This window comes from Rhodococcus sp. HM1, assembly GCF_023218075.1.
Classification (GTDB): Bacteria; Actinomycetota; Actinomycetes; order Mycobacteriales; family Mycobacteriaceae; genus Rhodococcus.
Map to the genome: position 1 here is coordinate 1 of NZ_JALPTB010000063.1, position 17,653 is coordinate 17,653.

Annotated in this window: 20 protein-coding genes; 8 read left to right on the forward strand and 12 right to left on the reverse strand. The window is 69.8% G+C overall.

Annotated features, from left to right (window positions below; genetic code table 11):
- Positions 1-328: YigZ family protein (locus M1M07_RS25420; protein ID WP_248675953.1), on the reverse strand; the 328-nt coding region annotated here is incomplete at its 3' end.
- 85 nt (positions 329-413) lie between these two features.
- Between M1M07_RS25420 and M1M07_RS25425 the strand changes: the two genes are divergently transcribed.
- From M1M07_RS25425 to purH, 4 genes are all read left to right on the forward strand, one after another.
- Positions 414-1,406 carry a DUF5336 domain-containing protein gene (locus M1M07_RS25425; RefSeq protein ID WP_197252474.1) on the forward strand — a complete coding sequence of 331 codons (993 nt, stop codon included), beginning with the start codon at positions 414-416 and terminating at the stop codon, positions 1,404-1,406.
- Between the two features lie 91 nt (positions 1,407-1,497).
- Entirely contained in the window at positions 1,498-3,099 is a 1,602-nt protein-coding gene (locus M1M07_RS25430) for a DUF6350 family protein (protein WP_248675954.1), read from the forward strand.
- Positions 3,100-3,174: 75 nt separating this feature from the next.
- A complete protein-coding gene (purN, locus tag M1M07_RS25435) occupies positions 3,175-3,801 on the forward strand; it encodes a phosphoribosylglycinamide formyltransferase (RefSeq protein ID WP_231610614.1) in 627 nt (208 codons plus the stop codon).
- Positions 3,788-5,380 (forward strand): bifunctional phosphoribosylaminoimidazolecarboxamide formyltransferase/IMP cyclohydrolase, encoded by a 1,593-nt coding sequence (gene purH, locus M1M07_RS25440; protein WP_248675955.1) that lies wholly within the window; start codon positions 3,788-3,790, stop codon positions 5,378-5,380. Before purN ends, purH begins: the two co-directional genes overlap by 14 nt.
- Positions 5,381-5,426: 46 nt before the next feature.
- On the opposite strand, the gene M1M07_RS25445 is transcribed toward purH, so the two are convergent.
- From M1M07_RS25445 to M1M07_RS25455, 3 genes are all read right to left on the reverse strand, one after another.
- Positions 5,427-5,666: a hypothetical protein gene (locus M1M07_RS25445; protein WP_248675956.1), complete on the reverse strand. Its 240-nt coding sequence runs from the start codon at positions 5,664-5,666 to the stop codon at positions 5,427-5,429.
- A gap of 261 nt (positions 5,667-5,927) precedes the next feature.
- Positions 5,928-6,887 (reverse strand): alpha/beta hydrolase, encoded by a 960-nt coding sequence (locus tag M1M07_RS25450; RefSeq protein ID WP_197252470.1) that lies wholly within the window; start codon positions 6,885-6,887, stop codon positions 5,928-5,930.
- A 142-nt stretch (positions 6,888-7,029) separates the two neighbouring features.
- The gene (locus M1M07_RS25455; RefSeq protein ID WP_197252469.1) at positions 7,030-7,620 is read right to left on the reverse strand and encodes a DUF4126 domain-containing protein; all 591 of its coding nucleotides are present in this window, start codon (positions 7,618-7,620) and stop codon (positions 7,030-7,032) included.
- A 100-nt stretch (positions 7,621-7,720) separates the two neighbouring features.
- Here M1M07_RS25455 and M1M07_RS25460 point away from each other — a divergent pair, with 100 nt between their 5' ends.
- Positions 7,721-9,109 (forward strand): ATP-binding protein, encoded by a 1,389-nt coding sequence (locus M1M07_RS25460; protein WP_248675957.1) that lies wholly within the window; start codon positions 7,721-7,723, stop codon positions 9,107-9,109.
- Positions 9,106-11,043, forward strand: coding sequence for a VWA domain-containing protein (locus M1M07_RS25465; protein WP_248675958.1), 1,938 nt, complete (start codon positions 9,106-9,108; stop codon positions 11,041-11,043). The genes M1M07_RS25460 and M1M07_RS25465 overlap by 4 nt, the downstream gene beginning before the upstream one ends.
- A gap of 24 nt (positions 11,044-11,067) precedes the next feature.
- On the opposite strand, the gene M1M07_RS25470 is transcribed toward M1M07_RS25465, so the two are convergent.
- The 8 genes from M1M07_RS25470 to rpmB all read right to left on the reverse strand — a co-directional run bounded on the left by M1M07_RS25470 (position 11,068) and on the right by rpmB (position 16,055).
- Positions 11,068-12,261, reverse strand: a complete 1,194-nt coding sequence (locus tag M1M07_RS25470; RefSeq protein ID WP_248675959.1) for an MFS transporter — start codon at positions 12,259-12,261, stop codon at positions 11,068-11,070.
- 3 nt (positions 12,262-12,264) lie between these two features.
- Positions 12,265-12,654 carry a hypothetical protein gene (locus M1M07_RS25475; RefSeq protein ID WP_248675960.1) on the reverse strand — a complete coding sequence of 130 codons (390 nt, stop codon included), beginning with the start codon at positions 12,652-12,654 and terminating at the stop codon, positions 12,265-12,267.
- Positions 12,655-12,674: 20 nt separating this feature from the next.
- Complete coding sequence (locus M1M07_RS25480) at positions 12,675-13,601, reverse strand: AEC family transporter (protein WP_248675961.1); 927 nt, start codon at positions 13,599-13,601, stop codon at positions 12,675-12,677.
- Positions 13,602-13,663: 62 nt separating this feature from the next.
- The gene (locus M1M07_RS25485) at positions 13,664-14,854 is read right to left on the reverse strand and encodes an RtcB family protein (RefSeq protein WP_248675962.1); all 1,191 of its coding nucleotides are present in this window, start codon (positions 14,852-14,854) and stop codon (positions 13,664-13,666) included.
- A 223-nt stretch (positions 14,855-15,077) separates the two neighbouring features.
- The gene (gene rpsR / locus M1M07_RS25490) at positions 15,078-15,335 is read right to left on the reverse strand and encodes a 30S ribosomal protein S18 (protein ID WP_068161411.1); all 258 of its coding nucleotides are present in this window, start codon (positions 15,333-15,335) and stop codon (positions 15,078-15,080) included.
- A gap of 10 nt (positions 15,336-15,345) precedes the next feature.
- Entirely contained in the window at positions 15,346-15,651 is a 306-nt protein-coding gene (gene rpsN / locus M1M07_RS25495) for a 30S ribosomal protein S14 (protein WP_248675963.1), read from the reverse strand.
- 3 nt (positions 15,652-15,654) lie between these two features.
- Positions 15,655-15,819 carry a 50S ribosomal protein L33 gene (rpmG, locus tag M1M07_RS25500; protein WP_248675964.1) on the reverse strand — a complete coding sequence of 55 codons (165 nt, stop codon included), beginning with the start codon at positions 15,817-15,819 and terminating at the stop codon, positions 15,655-15,657.
- On the reverse strand, positions 15,819-16,055 hold the full coding sequence (gene rpmB, locus M1M07_RS25505; protein ID WP_248675965.1) for a 50S ribosomal protein L28: 237 nt from the start codon (positions 16,053-16,055) through the stop codon (positions 15,819-15,821). Before rpmB ends, rpmG begins: the two co-directional genes overlap by 1 nt.
- Positions 16,056-16,171: 116 nt before the next feature.
- Here rpmB and M1M07_RS25510 point away from each other — a divergent pair, with 116 nt between their 5' ends.
- Both M1M07_RS25510 and M1M07_RS25515 read left to right on the forward strand, forming a co-directional pair.
- Positions 16,172-17,389 carry a GTP-binding protein gene (locus M1M07_RS25510; RefSeq protein WP_248675966.1) on the forward strand — a complete coding sequence of 406 codons (1,218 nt, stop codon included), beginning with the start codon at positions 16,172-16,174 and terminating at the stop codon, positions 17,387-17,389.
- Positions 17,386-17,643 (forward strand): type B 50S ribosomal protein L31, encoded by a 258-nt coding sequence (locus M1M07_RS25515; RefSeq protein WP_197252458.1) that lies wholly within the window; start codon positions 17,386-17,388, stop codon positions 17,641-17,643. The genes M1M07_RS25510 and M1M07_RS25515 overlap by 4 nt, the downstream gene beginning before the upstream one ends.
- The last annotated feature ends 10 nt before the right edge of the window (positions 17,644-17,653 follow it).

The window sequence follows — 17,653 nt, forward strand, 5'->3', positions numbered from 1 at the left end:
CCCCCAGTTTGATCCCCCCGAACCAGCGGGTCACGACCACCGCCACGTTCACCACGTCGCGGTGGTGCAGCACCTGCAGCATCGGGACGCCCGCGGTGCCGCCGGGCTCTCCGTCGTCACTGGACCGCTCGGCCCGCGAGGCCGGTTCGTCGCCGACGACGAACGCCCAGCAGTGATGCCGCGCATCCGGGTACAGACGGCGTTGCTCGTCGGTGAACGCGGCGGCGTCGGCAGCGGATTCGACCCGGCGCAGGGCGGCGAGGAAGCGCGAGTGCTTGACCTCCGTCTCCACGACCACGTCCCGTCCGGGCGCGAGTGTGTTCGGCATGCCTCCCATTGTGTCGATCGGTGCATACGCTGTTTCCAGTGCATCCGGAAGACACCGAGTGCACCCGACGACCGCAGGAGGATCGATGACATTCCCAGCGAGCCAGACCCCGGATCGGAGTGGTGGTGGGCCGTCGGCCAAGCTCGTGCCGGTGCTGTTGCCGGTGGCGGTCGCGGTACTCGGTGTGGTGAATTTCCTGTTGGGTCTCGCGCCCTACATGCGGATCGAATTCGGTGGGCACGTCGCGCTGTCCGCGTTCGAATTCGGATTCGCGGTGGTGCCGTTGGCGTTGCTGCTGCTCGGCGGATTCTGCGCGGCGCTGTCGTTGCTGCCCGGTCAGGATCTACGGGGCGTCGCGCTGGCCGCATCGGCGGTCGGATTCGTGACGTCGGTCTTCCAGTGGTTCCAGTTGCCCGACGATTCCGGTATCGCGTGGGGCGGCGTCGCCATCTTCGTGTTCGGGTTCCTGCAGACCGCGGTGGCCGTGGTCGCGTTGCTGTTCGGGATCGGTGTGCTCGTCCCCGCGGCGCGGTCGGGACGGTCCGCGGCGTACCCGGCGCAGTCCCAGTTCCCGCAGCCCAGTGGGTACGGGCAGCAGGGGAGTCCTCAGCCGGGGAGTCCCCAGCCGGCCGGGCAGTTTCCGCAGCAGTACGGCGGGCAGCCCCAGAGCCAGCAGTACACCGGCCAGCAGTACGGCGCGCAGTCTCCGCAGCACTACAGCGGCCAGTACCCGAGCCAGCAGTACACCGGTCAGCAGTACACGGGCCAGTACCCGAGCCAGCAGTACACCGGTCAGCAGTATTCGAGTCAGCCGTACGGGACGCAGCAGTTCCCGTCCCAGCCGACCCCGTCCCAGCAATATCCGATCGGATCGCAGCAGTATCCGACCGGGCCGCAGCAGTATCCGACCGGGGGTGCGCCGGAGCCGAGCCACGACGACGACACCGAACTGGCCCGCCCGTCCGACAACGACGCCACTGTCCTGTCGCCGGCACCGGACGACCAGGACGCCACCGTGGTCTCGCCGCCGCCGGACGACGCCACCCAGGTGCTGAAGCCGAACGACGAGCAACGGTGACATGTTCGACGACTCGGCGGGGTGCGCCTGATCGCAACCGTTGCGGCGCGCCTGATCGCAACCGCTCGCGGTCGGTGACACCCTCGTCTCGATGACATCGACGCTAGGCCGGAACTCCCGCCTCCCCACGAATCAGGATTCGCCGGATCCGGAGCAATTCCGCATTCTGCTCGGCACGGCGGCACGCGTACCGGCCGTGACGATGGCGCTGCTCGTGACGGTCGTCGTGACGACGCTCGTCGCCGCGAGCAGCGACCTCACCGGCGTGTACGCGGCGACCGCAGGTGCCTGGCTCGGCCTGCACCAGGTCACCCTTACCATCGACGGCACCGCGCTCGGCGTGCTGCCGCTGCTGCCCACCGCGGTGCTGGTGTGGCTGTCCGCCCGCTCGTGCGCGTCGGCCGCGGACGCGATGGTCCTGCACAGCGGGTATGCCCTCGACGGCCGCGACGCCGCGCGGATCACCGCCGCGACACTGGCCGGACCGCTCGCCGTGACGGTCACCGCGCTCGTCGTCATCCAGGACGCCTCGAGCGTGCTGCCCGTCTCGATGCCGGACCCGGCGCAATCCCTGGCGTGGGTGACCGGGCTGTATCTGCTGTCGTCGCTGCTCGGCGTCGGGTCGAGGATGTGGCGTCCGCTCTGCGACCGGTACGCAGTCCCCGAATGGCTGGTCGACTCGGTCCGGCCCGCAACCCGGGCGGTGCTCGGCATGTTCGCGATGGGCGGGCTGCTCACCGTCGTCGGGATGCTCTGGTCGTGGCAGAGCGTCGGGGAGCTCCTCGCCCGCGGCGGGAACTGGATGGGCGTCCTCGGCCTGCTGGTCATCTCGATCCTGTATCTGCCCAACGTGATGATCGGTGCGGCCGCGGTCCTGGCCGGCAGCACCGTCGAGTTCGGCGAGGTCCGGCTGAGCCTGTTCGAGGCGTCCGGCGGTGACCTGCCGGCGCTGCCGGTGCTGGCCGCGATCCCGCCGGGCCCGGCACCGTCCTTCTGGCCGGTCGCGCTCGCGGTGCCCGCCACGATCGGCGCACTGCTCGGCCGGTACGTCGCCAAACGCAACCTCGAGGCGCAGGCGCGCGGCGAGTACGTCTCCAGCAGCGACGGGGCCCTGACCGTGCTGGCGGCCTCCGCCGAAGCCGGTGTCGTCACCGCGCTCGCGACCTGGGCGGCCGGTGGGCGGCTCGGGTTCTTCGGGGTGGTCGGCGGCAACTGGTGGCTCGCCGGGGTCCTGATGTTCGCGTGGTCGGGTCTGCTGGGGATCATCACCGCGCAGCTGTTGCTGTGGCGGGAAGGCAAGCTGGCCGCCGCCGAAGCCGAGGCTGCGCGCGCGGCCGAGGCGGAGGAGTCCGCCGAGCCGGACGAAACGGAGGACGACTCCGACGAGGACGGCGAGTCCGGGGAGGACGCCGCTGCCGGTGAGCTCGAGGAACCGAAGGCACTCGAAGCCGCGCCCGCCGGAGACGCCGAATCCGTGGATGCCGAGGACGAAGACGGAGACGAGGACACCGACATCGAGGACGTCGAGGACGACACCGAGGTGGTCGATGCGGAGGTGGTCGACGACGATGAGGAGCCCGAGTCGAAACCCGACGCGAAGGACATCGAGGAACCCGACGTCGTCGACGCCGAGATCGACGACGAAGCCGACGACGGGGACCTCGCGAAAGGTACCCGGAACACCAGCGACTAGGCTCTAGACGGCCGATGGTCCGGCCGACCCCTCTTCGAGTCCAGGAGTAGAGCGCTGACTGCCTCGCGTGACCAGTTGCCGCCGACCGCGCCGGCGCGGGTCGTCGTACTCGCCTCAGGTACCGGCAGCCTGCTGCGGTCGTTGATCGACGCCACCCGCACCGACGGTTACCCGGCCCGGATCGTCGCAGTCGGCGTCGACCGCGACTGCAAAGCCCTCGACCATGCCGGCGAGGCGGACATCCCCGGTTTCCGGGTCGCGTTGCGCGACCACGCCGACCGTGCCGCCTGGGACGTCGCGCTCACCGACGCCGTCGCGGCGCACGAGCCGGACCTGGTGGTGTCGGCGGGCTTCATGAAGATCCTCGGCCCCGCGTTCCTCGAACGCTTCGGCGGCCGCATCATCAACACGCACCCGGCTCTGCTGCCCGCATTCCCCGGCGCGCACGCCGTCCCCGACGCCCTCGCCTACGGCGTGAAGGTCACCGGGTCGACCGTGCACCTGGTCGACGGCGGCGTGGACACCGGGCCGATCCTGGCGCAGGAACCCGTGCCGGTCCTCGAGGACGACGACGAGGACACCCTGCACGAGCGCATCAAAGTTGTGGAACGACGGTTGCTGGCCGAGGTGGTCGCCGCTGTCGCAACCCGTGGAGTTGTATCCGATGGACGAAAGGCCGTGATCCCCAGTGACCGAACGTAAGACTGTGCGCCGCGCACTGGTCAGCGTGTACGACAAGACCGGACTGGTCGAACTCGCGACCGGGCTGCACCAGGCCGGGGTCGAACTGGTCTCCACCGGCTCCACGGCCGCGACCATCGCCGGCGCCGGAATCCCCGTTACCAAGGTCGAGGAGCTCACCGGCTTCCCCGAGTGCCTCGAGGGCCGCGTCAAGACGCTGCACCCGCGCGTGCACGCCGGCATCCTCGCCGACACCCGCAAGCAGGACCACCTCGACCAGATCAAGGACCTCGGCATCGAGGCGTTCGAGCTGGTGATCGTCAACCTGTACCCGTTCACGCAGACCGTCGCCTCGGGCGCGACCCCCGACGAGTGCGTCGAGCAGATCGACATCGGCGGCCCGTCGATGGTGCGTGCCGCCGCGAAGAACCACCCGTCCGTCGCCGTGGTCGTCGATCCGGCCCGTTACGACGCGGTCATCGACGCGGTGAAGGCCGGCGGGTTCACCCTGCCCGAGCGCAAGGCCCTCGCGGCGCAGGCGTTCCAGCACACCGCCGCCTACGACGTCGCGGTCGCGAGCTGGATGAACAGCGGCTACGCCACCGGGGCGAGCGAAGCGACGGGGGATGTCACAGCGGACGGCGACGACAGCAAGTTCCCGGCGTGGGCGGGCGCGACCTGGACGCGCGCGAACGTGCTGCGGTACGGCGAGAACCCGCATCAGGCGGCCGCGCTGTACGTGAACGAGGGCGGCGAGCCGGGTCTGGCGCAGGCCGAACAGTTCCACGGCAAGGAAATGTCGTACAACAACTACCAGGACGCCGACGCCGCGTGGCGCGCCGCGCACGACCACGACCGGCCGTGCGTCGCGATCATCAAGCACGCCAACCCGTGCGGTATCGCCGTCGCCAACACGGTCGCCGAGGCGCACCGCAAGGCGCACGAGTGTGACCCGGTGTCCGCGTTCGGTGGGGTCATCGCCGTCAACCGCGAGGTCAGCGTCGAGATGGCCGAGCAGGTCGCCGAGATCTTCACCGAGGTGATCATCGCCCCGTCGTACGCCGCCGGTGCCGTCGAGGTGCTCGCCCGCAAGAAGAACATCCGCATCCTGCGGGCCGACTCCCCGAAGTCCGCGCAGATCGAGCTGCGTCAGATCTCCGGTGGCCTGCTGCTGCAGGAGCGTGACCTGCTCACCGCGGACGGCGACAACGCCGCGAACTGGGAGCTCGCGTGCGGCGACGCCGCCGACGAGCAGACCCTCGCCGACCTGGAGTTCGCGTGGCGCGCCTGCCGTGCCGTGAAGTCCAACGCGATCCTGCTGGCTTCCGGCGGCGCGACCGTCGGTGTCGGGATGGGCCAGGTCAACCGGGTCGACTCGGCGCGTCTCGCGGTCACCCGCGCGGGCGATCGTGTCGTCGGATCCGTCGCCGCGTCGGACGCGTTCTTCCCGTTCGCGGACGGCCTGCAGGTCCTCACGGAGGCCGGCGTCAAGGCCGTCGTGCAGCCGGGTGGATCGGTCCGTGACAACGAGGTGATCGAGGCCGCCCGCGAGGCCGGCATCACCCTCTACCTGACGGGCGCACGCCACTTCGCGCACTGAGCGCACCCCGACCCGGGGCAGCCGCCCACCCGACGACGACCTGACGTCAGGCCGCGTACGGGTGGGCGGTTTCCGGTCGGTGGGGCGCCTCGATGTCGGTGGTGCCGCGGCCGTCGGAGATGACGAGCCGGGCGGCACCGCGGTCGAGCAGTTCGCGGATGAGATCGGCGGCCAGTGCGCCCTTCTCGGCGTCGACGTGGCGCAGGTCGATCGTGATGGCGTGCCCGGTCAGATCGGTGGGCAGGTCCTTCGGGACGGAGCCGGTGGCTCCCAGTCGCAACTTCATGTGGTTCTCCTTGCTTCGAAAAGAATGGGGATAAGAAAGGGCACCCGAGGCGATGTGCCTGGGGTGCCCGAGAAGCGAGTCGGATGTGACTCTATTCCCGGGATCGCCTTGCGGCGCAGTGGAAGTGGAACTCGGGTACGAATCGATATGTGCGCTTGCGATGCTGCATCGGACCGTACCTTTCTCGAGTATCCAGCGGGTTAACGGGGAACCATACCCCAATGACGAGAGTTTTACATCCCCAATTTTCGTGCGGTGAGGTCACAGACCCCGCAGCCAGGCCACGAATCCGTCGGTGAACTCCGTCGAATACGGCAGGTCGGCGATGTAATCGGCGCCGGTGGACTGCTGGTCGCCGATGTCCTTGAGCACGTGGTTGGCGTTGCGCAGCCGCAACGACGTCAGCTTGGTGTGCACGAGCGCTTCGTCGAGAGCGTCGACGTCCTCGACGCGCAGCTGGATGTCCTTGTCGGAGACGCTGGTGAGCACCGGCAGTGCGCTGTCGATCTGTGCGGCGAGCATGCGCGGATCCAGCGAGTCCTCCTCGGCGAGCGCCTTCGCGTTCGTCGGGACCAGGCCTGCGTTGCGCAGCGGCTCGGGCAGGCGGTCGCTGAGGGTGCCGTCGGCGCGCAGCGACTCCACCGCCCCGGTGAGCGCGACACGCAGTTCGTCGGCGACCTGGACGGCCAGCTGACCGGCCGCGACGACCGCGTCGAGCTGCGCGTCGATCTGGGCGGTCAGCAGGTCCAGCAGACGGACCGCCAGCGGTTCGAGCAGGGCCAGACCCGCGACCCGCTCACCGGCGTGCGCGAGCGACAGGGCGATGAGCGCGCCCTCGCTGTGCCCGACGACGTACACGCGCTCGGGGTCGACGCCGGGCTGGTCCGCGAGGAACTGCAGGCCGTCGCGGGCGGCGTCGATGAACGTGGAGAAGCCGAGGTCGGCGACGTCCTCGACCGCGTACGGGCCGAGCCCGGTCAGGCCGCTGCCGAGCTTGTCGTAGCGCAGGCTCGCGAACCCGTTGATCTCGAGGATGTCCGCGAGGTGGCGGAGGGTGCCGATCGGGCCGGGCAGCAGCGCGCTGTCGCCGTTGCGGTCGGTCGGGCCGCTGCCGGCCAGCAGCAGCACGGCCGGAACCGGGGTGTCACCGAGAGCGGGTACTCGCAGGCTGCCGTACAGCGTCACGTCGCCGCTGGTGAAGGTGATCTCGGTTTCCGACATGACATGTGTCTATCAGAAGTTCCGGACGTCGCGGCCACCGGAGGGCTGTGTCGCCGGCGTGTTCGATGTGCATGCGGTGTTCGACGTGCATGCGGTGTTCGATGTGCATGCGGTGTTCGATGTGCATGCGATGGGCGCGGATCTACGCGGCCGGCCTCGTGAACGCTCCGCGGACGCGGCGGAAGCGGCGGTAGCCGCGGTATCCGAACCACGTGAGCAGCGCGAGCAACGGGATGACCAGCAGCGGCAGCACCATCGAGATCAGCGACGTCACGAACGAGGTGACGCTGTCGATCACCGACATCACCGGGTTCCCGAGACCCGCCGTCGTCGCCGTACTCACCGCGCGGGTGCCCGTCTGCGCGGTGCTCACCGCCAGCGCGGTCGGGGCCCCGATGACGATGCCCGCGATCGCCGCCATCGCCGGATCGAGGTTGGCGAACGCGGCCCACGCCGCGACCGCACCCGCGACCGGCCGGGTGACGGTGCCGATCGCCGACATCGCGTTGTCGACCAGCGGGACGAGATCCGCGACGACCTCCACGACGGTCGCGATCGCCAGCGCGATCAGAGCGGCGGACGAGCCGATCCACTGCATCGACTCGTTCAGGACGATCCCGAACCATCCGAAGTGGACGGCGGCGCTGAGCATCAGCAGCGGCAGGAAGGTGCGCAGGCCGGTGGCGGCCGCCAGGCCGAGGCCGAGCAACGCCGCGAGGATCCAGATCTCCACGGCCCGAGTGTAGGGCGGTGCGGACGGGAAACGGTTGCGCACGCGAGAGGCTCGCCGCGAGCAGATGCCGAATCCGGCGGATCCTCGTACCTTGGGTGAGGTGACGTCAACCACAACCAGGCCGTCCACCCTCGGTGAGCTGCGCGCGTCAGGGCACGTGCAGCGATCGGTCAAGGACGAGATCCGGCAGAACCTCCTCGCCGCCCTGCGCGACGGCATCGACCCGTGGCCCGGCATCGTCGGATTCGACGACACCGTCGTCCCGCAACTCGAACGGGCCCTGCTCGCCGGCCACGACGTGGTTCTGCTCGGCGAGCGCGGACAGGGCAAGACCCGGCTGCTGCGGACGCTGCCGTTGCTGCTCGACGAATGGACCCCAGTGATCGCCGGGTCCGAACTGGGCGAACATCCCTACGAACCCATCACCCCGGCGTCGATCCGTCGAGCCGCCGAACTGGGCGACGACCTGCCCGTCGACTGGCGGCACCGGTCGCTGCGGTACGCCGAGAAGCTCGCTACCCCGGACACGTCCGTCGCCGACCTCGTCGGCGACGTGGACCCGGTGAAGGTCGCGGAAGGCCGCAGTCTCGGCGACCCCGAAACGATCCACTTCGGGCTGGTGCCGCGCGCGCACCGCGGCATCGTCGCGATCAACGAACTGCCCGACCTGGCCGAACGCATCCAGGTGTCGTTGCTGAACGTCATGGAGGAGCGCGACATCCAGGTTCGCGGCTACACGCTGCGGCTGCCGCTGGACGTGCTTCTCGTCGCCAGCGCCAACCCGGAGGACTACACCAACCGCGGTCGCATCATCACCCCGCTCAAGGACCGGTTCGGCGCGGAGATCCGCACCCACTACCCGGTCGAACTCGACGACGAGATCGCGGTGATCGAGCAGGAAGCCGTACTGCAGGCGCGGGTTCCGGATTTCCTGCTCGAGGTGCTGGCCCGCTTCACCCGGCTGCTGCGCGAATCGACGTCGATCGATCAGCGGTCCGGGGTGTCCGCGCGCTTCGCGGTTGCGGGGGCGGAGACGGTCGCGGCCGCGGCCATGCACCGCGGCGCCGTTCTCGGGGAGGACGACCCGGTCGCCCGGCCCGTGGACCTCGGCACCGTGGTGGAGGTGCTGCGCGGCAAGGTCGAATTCGAATCCGGTGAGGAGGGACGCGAATTCGAGGTGCTCGAACACCTGCTTCGCCGCGCGACCGCGGACACCGCGCGGGAGCGGCTCGCCGGTGTCGACCTGGCGACCCTCGTCGAGGCGATCGAGCACGGGCGCCCGGTCACGACCGGGGACCGGATCACGGCGAAGGTGCTGCTCGACGAGCTGCCGGAGCTTCCGGTGCTCGACGTCGTCGCCGACCGGCTCGGCGCCGACGATATCGGAACCCGCGCCGCCGCAGTCGAGTTCGCTCTCGAAGGTCTCTATCTGGCCCGGCGCATCGCCAAGCACGACGCCGACGACGGAACCGCGGTGTACTCGCGATGAGCAGAGGCGCGCAGTACGGGCCGTACGACGGCGGTGATCCGCTGGCGGCGCCGGTGGATCTGCGCGACGCGCTCGCCGCGATCGGTGACGACGTGCTCGCGGGCAGTTCACCGCGGCGGGCGCTCCGGGAGTTGCTGCGCCGCGGGCGTGGCAACATCCGAGGTCTGGATCAGCTTGCGGCGCAGGCGAACCGGCGCAAGCGGGAGTTGTTGAACCGCACCAATCTCGACGGCACCCTGAGGGAGGTGCGCGAGTTGCTCGATCGCGCGGTGCTCGCCGAACGCAAGGAACTCGCGCGTGCCCTCGACGACGATGCGCGGTTCGCGGAGATGCGGATCGAGGAACTCCCGTCGTCGACCGCGCAGGCCGTGCAGGAACTCGCCGACTACGACTGGCGCAGTTCCGAGGCGCGGGAGGACTACGAGAAGATCCGCGACCTGCTCGGGCGGGAGGTCCTCGATCAGCGCTTCGCCGGGATGAAACAGGCGCTCGAGGGTGCCACCGACGAGGACCGGCGCCGCGTCAACGAGATGCTGGAGGACCTGAACGACCTGCTGGACAAGCACTCTCGCGGCGAGGACACGCCCGAGGACTTCGAGCAGTTCATGGCCGAGCACGGCGACTTCTTCCCGGAGAACCCGCGCAACGTCGAGGAACTGCTCGATTCGCTGGCGCAGCGTGCGGCGGCGGCGCAGCGGCTGCGCAACTCGATGACGCAGGAGCAGCGCGACGAACTGGATGCGCTCGCGCAGCAGGCGTTCGGGACGCCGTCGCTGATGCAGCAGCTGAACCGGCTCGACGCGCACCTGCAGGCCGCGCGGCCCGGCGAGGACTGGTCCGGGTCCGAACGGTTCCGCGGCGACCAGGGGATGGGTCTGGGCGAAGCCACCGGGGCGTTGCAGGACATCGCCGAACTCGACGCGCTCGCCGAACAACTGTCGCAGCAGTATGCGGGTGCCGCCCTCGACGACATCGATCTGGACATGCTCGCACGGCAGCTCGGCGACGAGGCCGCCGCCGACGCGCGCACCCTCGCCGATCTGGAGAAGGAACTGCAACGGCAGGGTTTCTTCGACCGCGGCGCGGACGGGCAGTGGCGGCTGTCGCCGAAGGCGATGCGTCAGCTCGGGCAGACCGCGCTGCGGGACGTGATGAACCGGTTGTCGTCGCGGGGCGGGCAGCGCGAGACGCGTCGCGCCGGTGCGATGGGTGAACCGACCGGGGCGTCGCGGCCGTGGGAATTCGGGGACACCGAATCCTGGGACGTGGTACGCACACTCACCAACGCGACGTTGCGCGATCCCGGCCGGGTACCGGTGCGGATGGCGGTCACGGATGTGGAGGTCGTCGAAACCGAGCAGCGGGCGCAGGCGGCGGTCGCTTTGCTGGTGGACACGTCGTTCTCGATGGTGATGGACGGTCGCTGGGTGCCGATGAAACGCACCGCGCTGGCCCTGAACCACCTGGTGTCGACGCGGTTCCGCGGAGATGCGCTGCAGCTGATCGCGTTCGGGCGGCACGCGCGTGTGGTCACCCCGACGGAGCTGGCGGGCCTGGACGGTGTGTACGAGCAGGGCACCAATCTGCATCATGCGCTGATGCTCGCCGGCCGGCACCTGCGTCGGCATTCGAACGCGCAACCGGTGGTGCTCGTGGTCACCGACGGGGAACCGACCGCGCACATCGAACCCGAGGGATACGCGATGTTCGACTACCCGCCGAGCCCCCGCACCCTGGGGCTGACCGTCCGGGAACTGGACCATCTGGCGCGGCTGGGTGCGCAGATCACGATCTTCCGGCTCGGCGACGATCCCGGCCTGGCCCGGATCGTGGACCGGATGGCGCGCCGCGTCGGCGGTCGAGTCGTCGCCCCCGATCTCGACGGGCTGGGCGCGGCGGTCGTCGGCGACTACGTGCGGTCGCGGAGGCGCTGACGCGCCGGTGTGCCTTTGTGGCGGTCAGGGCCGCCGGAAAGGCACACGGGCGCGGGTCGCGCGCCACGTGCTGGTGGCGGCGGCGGACAGCAGGGCGGCGGTCACCAGGAACACCGACGCCGTGCCCGCCACCCCCGCGACCGCGCCGGCCGCGAGCGGGACCGCGACCTGACCGAGGCGGTTGCCGGTCAGGCGGACCGCGAGGGCGGAGGCGCGGTCCTGCTCCGAGACCAACTGGACCACCCACGTCATCGTCAGGGGCTGGCCGACACCCCAGAACATGCCGCAGATCGCGAGAAGCGCACCGATCACCCACGGATTCGGAACGAGTGGGATCAGCGCGACGGGGACTATCGTCGCGGCGGTCGCGGAGATCAGCAGCGCCCGACGCGATACCCGGCGCAACGCCCACGGCAAGAATGCGCGCGACGCGATGGACGCGACCGTGCGGGCGGTGAGCAGAGCTGACACGAGCAGCACCCCGAACCCGAATTCGGCGCCGAGCAGCGGCAGGTATGCGACCACCAGATCCACGGCCGCGAGCACCACGAGACTCGACAGCATCGCCGGTTTCATGCCGGGGGTGCGCAGCATCGACAGCACCGACTGCGGTGCGTCGTCGCCGCTGCGGCGTCCGGACTCGGAGGATTCGCGCAGTCCGACGACGAACGGCAGCGCCACCGCGGAGATCGCAGTCATCACCAGCAGCGCCGGGGTGGTGTTCACGGCCGTCGGATCGTCCCCGCCCGCCGCGGCGATCGCCCCGGCGACGGGCACGCCCGCGGCCTGCCCGACCGACACCCCGAGGGTGAGCCAGGCGAAGCCGCGGTCGAGGCGGTCCGGTGGCGACAGGATCGACACGAAAGCTTGTCCCGACACGGTGACCAGCAGCTGGCCCAGCCCGAGTACGACGTTGCCGACGCCGAGCACCGGCAGGTTCGGGCTCAGGGCGATCACCGCGACACCGGCCGTCGTCAGGACGACACCCGAACGCAGGATGCCCGCGGCGTGATGTCGATCCACCGCCCGTCCGAACTGGACGGCGGCGACGAGCGGCACGATCGCGTACAGCGCGGTGATCGCGCCGATGGTGGTGGCGTCCCCGCCGAGCGCGAGCACCCGATAGGACACCAGCACGCGGACGGACTGGAACGCGGCGTGCAGCAGCGCCGTCGCGGTGCACAGGTGGATCAGCCAGTGGCGGGATATGGAAGGCACGGCTCAACCGGCCGTCACGGTGCGGCCGGCGAGCGGTGCCCGCAGCGGCAGTTCGAGGACGCCGGTCACGGCGATCTGGATGCACATGCGGTCCGCGGCCTCCGGGAGCGTTCCGCCTTCCAGCGCGACCGCGACCGCGCTGTCGGTTTCGGTCAGGGTCGCGTCGACGCCGTAGCACTCGGGCGTTCCGGTTTCGAAGTGCACGGCGATGCCGTCGCCCGCCGGAGACCACGACGTGATCGCCACGGGATGCGGGTCGAGCAGGTCGGGGCGTGCGGTGAACACGGTCGCCCCGGCGGGCGTCGGCGCCTGCGGCAGCGGCGGCGCGTCGGCGTCGCCGGCAGCGCACGCGGCAAGCGTCAGGGCGCAGGCGAGGATCGACGGCAGACGCACGGACCCCACGTTATTCGCCCTCATGCGAGCAGGAGGGCGACGAGGCCGATGGCGGGGATCGATGCGAGGGTGGTCACGAGTGCTGCGTCGCGGGCCAGCACCATCCCGCGGCCGTAGCGGCTCGCGTAGACGAACACGTTCTGCGCGGTCGGCAGGGTCGCGACCACGACGATCGCGAACAACTCGTGACCGTCGAGCCCGAGCAGGTAGCGCGCCATGAGATACGCGAGCACCGGCTGCACACCGATCTTGAGGACCGAGGCGAGCGCGACGTCGCGGCGCGGGCTCTGGCCCTTCTCGAGGACCTTCACTCCCTGCAGGGACAACCCGAACGCGAGCAGTGCCCCCGGGACGGACGCGCCGCCGAGCAGGTGGAACGGTTGCTGCACGGCGGCGGGCAGCGTCACCCCGGTGACCGCGACGATCAGGCCCGCTGCGCCGGCCAGCACGATCGGGTTCTTGAACGGCGCGGTCACGGTCTCCATGCGGGACGCACCGGCCCGCATCGTCGACAGGTCCAGGATCGTGAGCGCGATCGGGGAGAACAGCACGATCTGGAACAGCAGTAGCGGCGCGACGAACGACGCGTCGCCGAGGACGAACACCGCGATCGGAATGCCCAGATTCGCGGAGTTCACGTACGACGCGGCGAGCGCCCCGATGGTGAGTTCCGGCAGCGGTCGCCGCAGCCACAGTTTTGCGATCACCAGGTACAACGCGGCGATCGTGAACGCGGTAGCTGCGGCGACGTACAGCGTGGGGGAGAAGATGACCGAAAGATCGGAGGTGGCGAGTGCGTCGAACAGCAGCGCCGGGGTCGCGACGAAGAACACCAGGCGGCTGAGCACCACCTGACCCTCGGGACCGAGCGTTCCGGTGCGGCCGAGGACGAATCCGATCGCGATGATCACGAAGATGACACTGAACCCCGCAACCACGCCAGACACGACGGCCGAGTCTAGAGATCACACCCCGATGACCCAGGTCACACCCGGTGTCCGCCCGGATTTCAGCCCTTCACACACAGAACCGTACGCAGGTGGGTCACCACCTCGACGAGGTTGTCCTGCGCCGCGATCACCTCGTTCAGGTCCTTGTAGGCACCCGGGATCTCGTCGACCACACCGGAATCCTTACGGCATTCGACTCCGGCGGTCTGGGCACGCAGATCGTCGACGGTGAAGGCGCGCTTCGCGGCGCCCCGGCTCATCCGGCGGCCTGCCCCGTGCGACGCCGAGTACAGCGACCGCGGGTTGCCGAGGCCGCGCACCACGTACGAGCCGGTCCCCATCGATCCGGGAATCAGCGCCAGGTCGCCGGAGCCGGCCCGGATCGCGCCCTTGCGGGTGACGACGTACTCGACTCCGTCGACGGTCTCGGTCCCGACATAGTTGTGGTGGACGTTGATCTCGTCGGTGAACCGCACCTGCGGAAACGCCTCGGTCACCACGTCGCGGAACAGCGCGACCATCACCGCGCGGGACAGGGCCGCGTAGTCCTGGGCCCAGCGCAGATCGAACAGGTACGCGTCCATCTCGGGGGACCCGGCGAGAAAGTAGGCCAGGTCGCGGTCGGGAAGGTCGCGGTTGTGCGGCAGGTGCTTGGCGACGCTGATGTGGCGTTCGGCCAGTTCCTTGCCGATGTTGCGCGACCCGGAGTGCAGCGTCAGCCACACCGCGTCGTCGGCGTCGAGGCACAACTCGATGAAGTGGTTGCCGCCGCCGAGGGTGCCGACCGCGCACGGTGCCTTGGCCAGTGCACGCGCAACCGGGGCGCGCAGTTCCTTCGAGCGCTCCCACAGCCGGGCGGACCGGCTCTCGATCGTCCCGCCGAGCCGTCGGGTCTCGACCGGGCTCTTGTGGACGGAGAAGCCGACGGGGATGGCCTTCTCGATCGCCGCGCGCAGGGGACCGAGATCGCCGGGCAGGTCGGCCGCGGTCAGCGATGTCTTCACCGCGGCGACCCCGCAGCCGATGTCCACGCCGACCGCCGCCGGCGCCACCGCGTCGTGCATGGCGATGACCGAGCCGACGGTGGCGCCCTTGCCGAGGTGCACGTCGGGCATGACCGCGACAATGCGCACCGGGTCGAGCCGCGCGATGTTGCGCAGCTGGGCCAAGGCCTGCGGTTCGATCTCGTGCTCGTGCGCCCACAGCCGGACGATGGGCTGACCGCTCAGTGAGAGCGGGAACTCGGACATGACTGCTGCTTCCTCCTCGGTCGTCGGTGTACCGCGACGGACCGTAGACGGCGCCCACCCCTATTGTCGTCCGATTTTTCGTGCCCGAATTCGGGGCGAGTGTGCACAAATGGTCGTCGGATGCCAGGCGGATTCAGGAGGTCGACGACAACTGCACACTCGTGCCCGGGAACGACGACGCCGCCCCGTCCGAATCTGGACGGGGCGGCGTCGGAATGCTGTCCTACTTGCTGCTGACGTAGGGGAGCAGTGCCATCTCGCGGGCGTTCTTCACCGCGACGGCAACCTGACGCTGCTGCTGCGGGGTCAGGCCGGTGACGCGACGGCTGCGGATCTTGCCGCGGTCGGAGATGAACGTGCGGAGCAGGTTCACATCCTTGTAGTCGACGTACTCGATCTTCGCCGCGAAGAGCGGGTTCTTCTTGGGGCGGCGGCTCTCCTGCGCGCGTGCCTTCTTGGACGGTCCTCGCCTGACTGCCATTCGGTGCTCCTCACCAGCTCGACTTGTGGACGCCGGGTAATTCCCCGCGGTGGGCGAGCTCGCGCACACGCACGCGTGAGAGCCCGAACTTTCGCAGGTGGCCGCGCGGGCGGCCGTCCGCAGCGTCTCGATTGCGCAATCTTACCGGACTCGCGTCCCGGGGCAGTCTCTGCAGTGCGGCCTGCGCGGCGCGGCGTTCGTCGTCGGTGCTCGACGGCCGCCTGACGACGTCCTTCAGTTCGGCGCGACGCTGCGCGTAGCTGGCGACGACGAGCTTGCGCTGCTCGTTGCGAGCGATCTTCGATTTCTTGGCCACGCGCTATTTCTCCTCGCGGAAGTCGACGTGCCGGCGCAGCACCGGGTCGAATTTGCGCAGGACGAGACGGTCGGGGTCGTTGCGGCGGTTCTTGCGGGTGACGTAGGTGTATCCGGTGCCGCCGGTGGAGCGGAGTTTGACGATGGGGCGGATCTCGTTGCGGGCCATCAGAGCTGCACTCCCCGTGCTCGCAGCCGGGCGACGACTGCGTCGATGCCGTCGCGGTCGACGGTCTTGATGCCCTTCGCGGAGACGGTGAGGGTGACGCGCCGGCCTTCCGAGGGCACGAAGTACGTCTTGCGCTGGATGTTCGGCTTCCAGCGGCGGTTCGTTCGGACGTGGGAGTGGGAGACGGTCTTCCCGAAGCCGGGAGCGCGTCCGGTGACCTGGCAGTGCGCCGACACGATGTGTCCTTCCTCGCCGACACGCTGAGCGTAACGACAATCATTTTCGACAAATGGCCTGCCCGACTGTACGCTGCCGCATAGCTAATGACAATCGTTATCGAAAGGTGGATTCGGTGGACACCAGGACACCGCTGATCGTCGTGTCCGGCCTGCGCGGTCCGACCCACCGCGCCGCACGAGCACTGCTGCGGCCCGGCACCGTCGTCGTACACCACGACCTCGATCACCTCGACGAAGGCGTCCTGCGGCGCACCCTCACGACCGACGACAGCGAACAACTCGACGTCCTCGAACTCGCCCACGGCTGCGTCTCCTGCACCCTGCGCGAAGATCTCCTGCCGCTGCTACGCCGCCTCCACACCCGCAGCACCGTCGACAGGATCGTCCTGCACCTCGATCCGCAGCTCGAACCTGAGGCGCTGTGCTGGGCGGTCGAACACGTCGTGGTCGCCGGGGTGGTCGGGCAGATCGACGGGCCTGCCGCCCGCGACGTGCGCGTCGAGGCCGTCGTGACCTGTATCGACGGACGGACCTGGCTCGACGACGCCACCGGCGACGTCGACCTGCGGCCCGGCACCGACGACGACCGCACGGTCTCGCAGGTCGTCGTGGGTCAGGTCGAGTTCGCCGACGCACTCGTAGTGGCACCCGGCGCAGACGACCGGCAGCAGGCCCGGCTGCAGGCCGTGCTCGCCCGCCTCGCACCCGGTGCGCCCCTCGCTTGGACGGACCGGCCCGACGTCGAAGCCCTGCTTGCGCAGGTCCCGGCGACCGCGCGTCGCGGGCGCGTGGACGACGCACACGCCCCACTGCTGCGCGGGCAACCGCCGCTCGGGGAGGAGTGGGGAGTGCGACTCCTCGAATTCACCGCGGCCCGGCCGTTCCATCCGCAGCGGCTGCACGAGGCGATCGACGTGCTCCTCGACGGGGTCGTACGGGCGCGAGGTCGCGCATGGGTTGCCACCCAACCGGGCAACGCGCTGTTGCTCGAGTCCGCCGGTGGCGGCCTGCGGGTCGCGCATGCCGGGCCGTGGCTCGTGTCGATGACCCCGGACCAGCAGGAACGCGTGCCCGCGACGCGACGGGCCATGGCCGCGCTGCGCTGGGACGACAACTACGGCGACCGCGACAGCTCACTCGTCGTCCTCGTTCACGACGCCGACCCCGACGAGATTCTGGGTGCGCTGCATGCGGCACTGCTCACGGATGCCGAGTTCGCCGACCCCGCGAGCTGGACCACCTGGGAAGACCCGTTCGGCGACTACCACCGCGAGCCCTGCGAGGACTTCGCGATCGAACCGTCAGCACCGAGGAAAGAAGGACAGGCATGAAAACCGGCCTCCACCCCGACTACCACCCGGTCGTGTTCCAGGACGCGAATACCGGATCGACGTTCCTGACGCGCTCGACTCTCACCTCGGACCGGACCGTCGAATGGTCCGACGGCAACACCTACCCGCTGGTGGTCGTCGACGTCACGAGCGAGTCGCACCCGTTCTGGACGGGAACCGCGCGGGTGCTCGACGCCGCGGGACGGGTCGAGAAGTTCGAACGCAAGTACGGAAAGCGGCAGCGCCGCGCCTGAGACGGAGGAA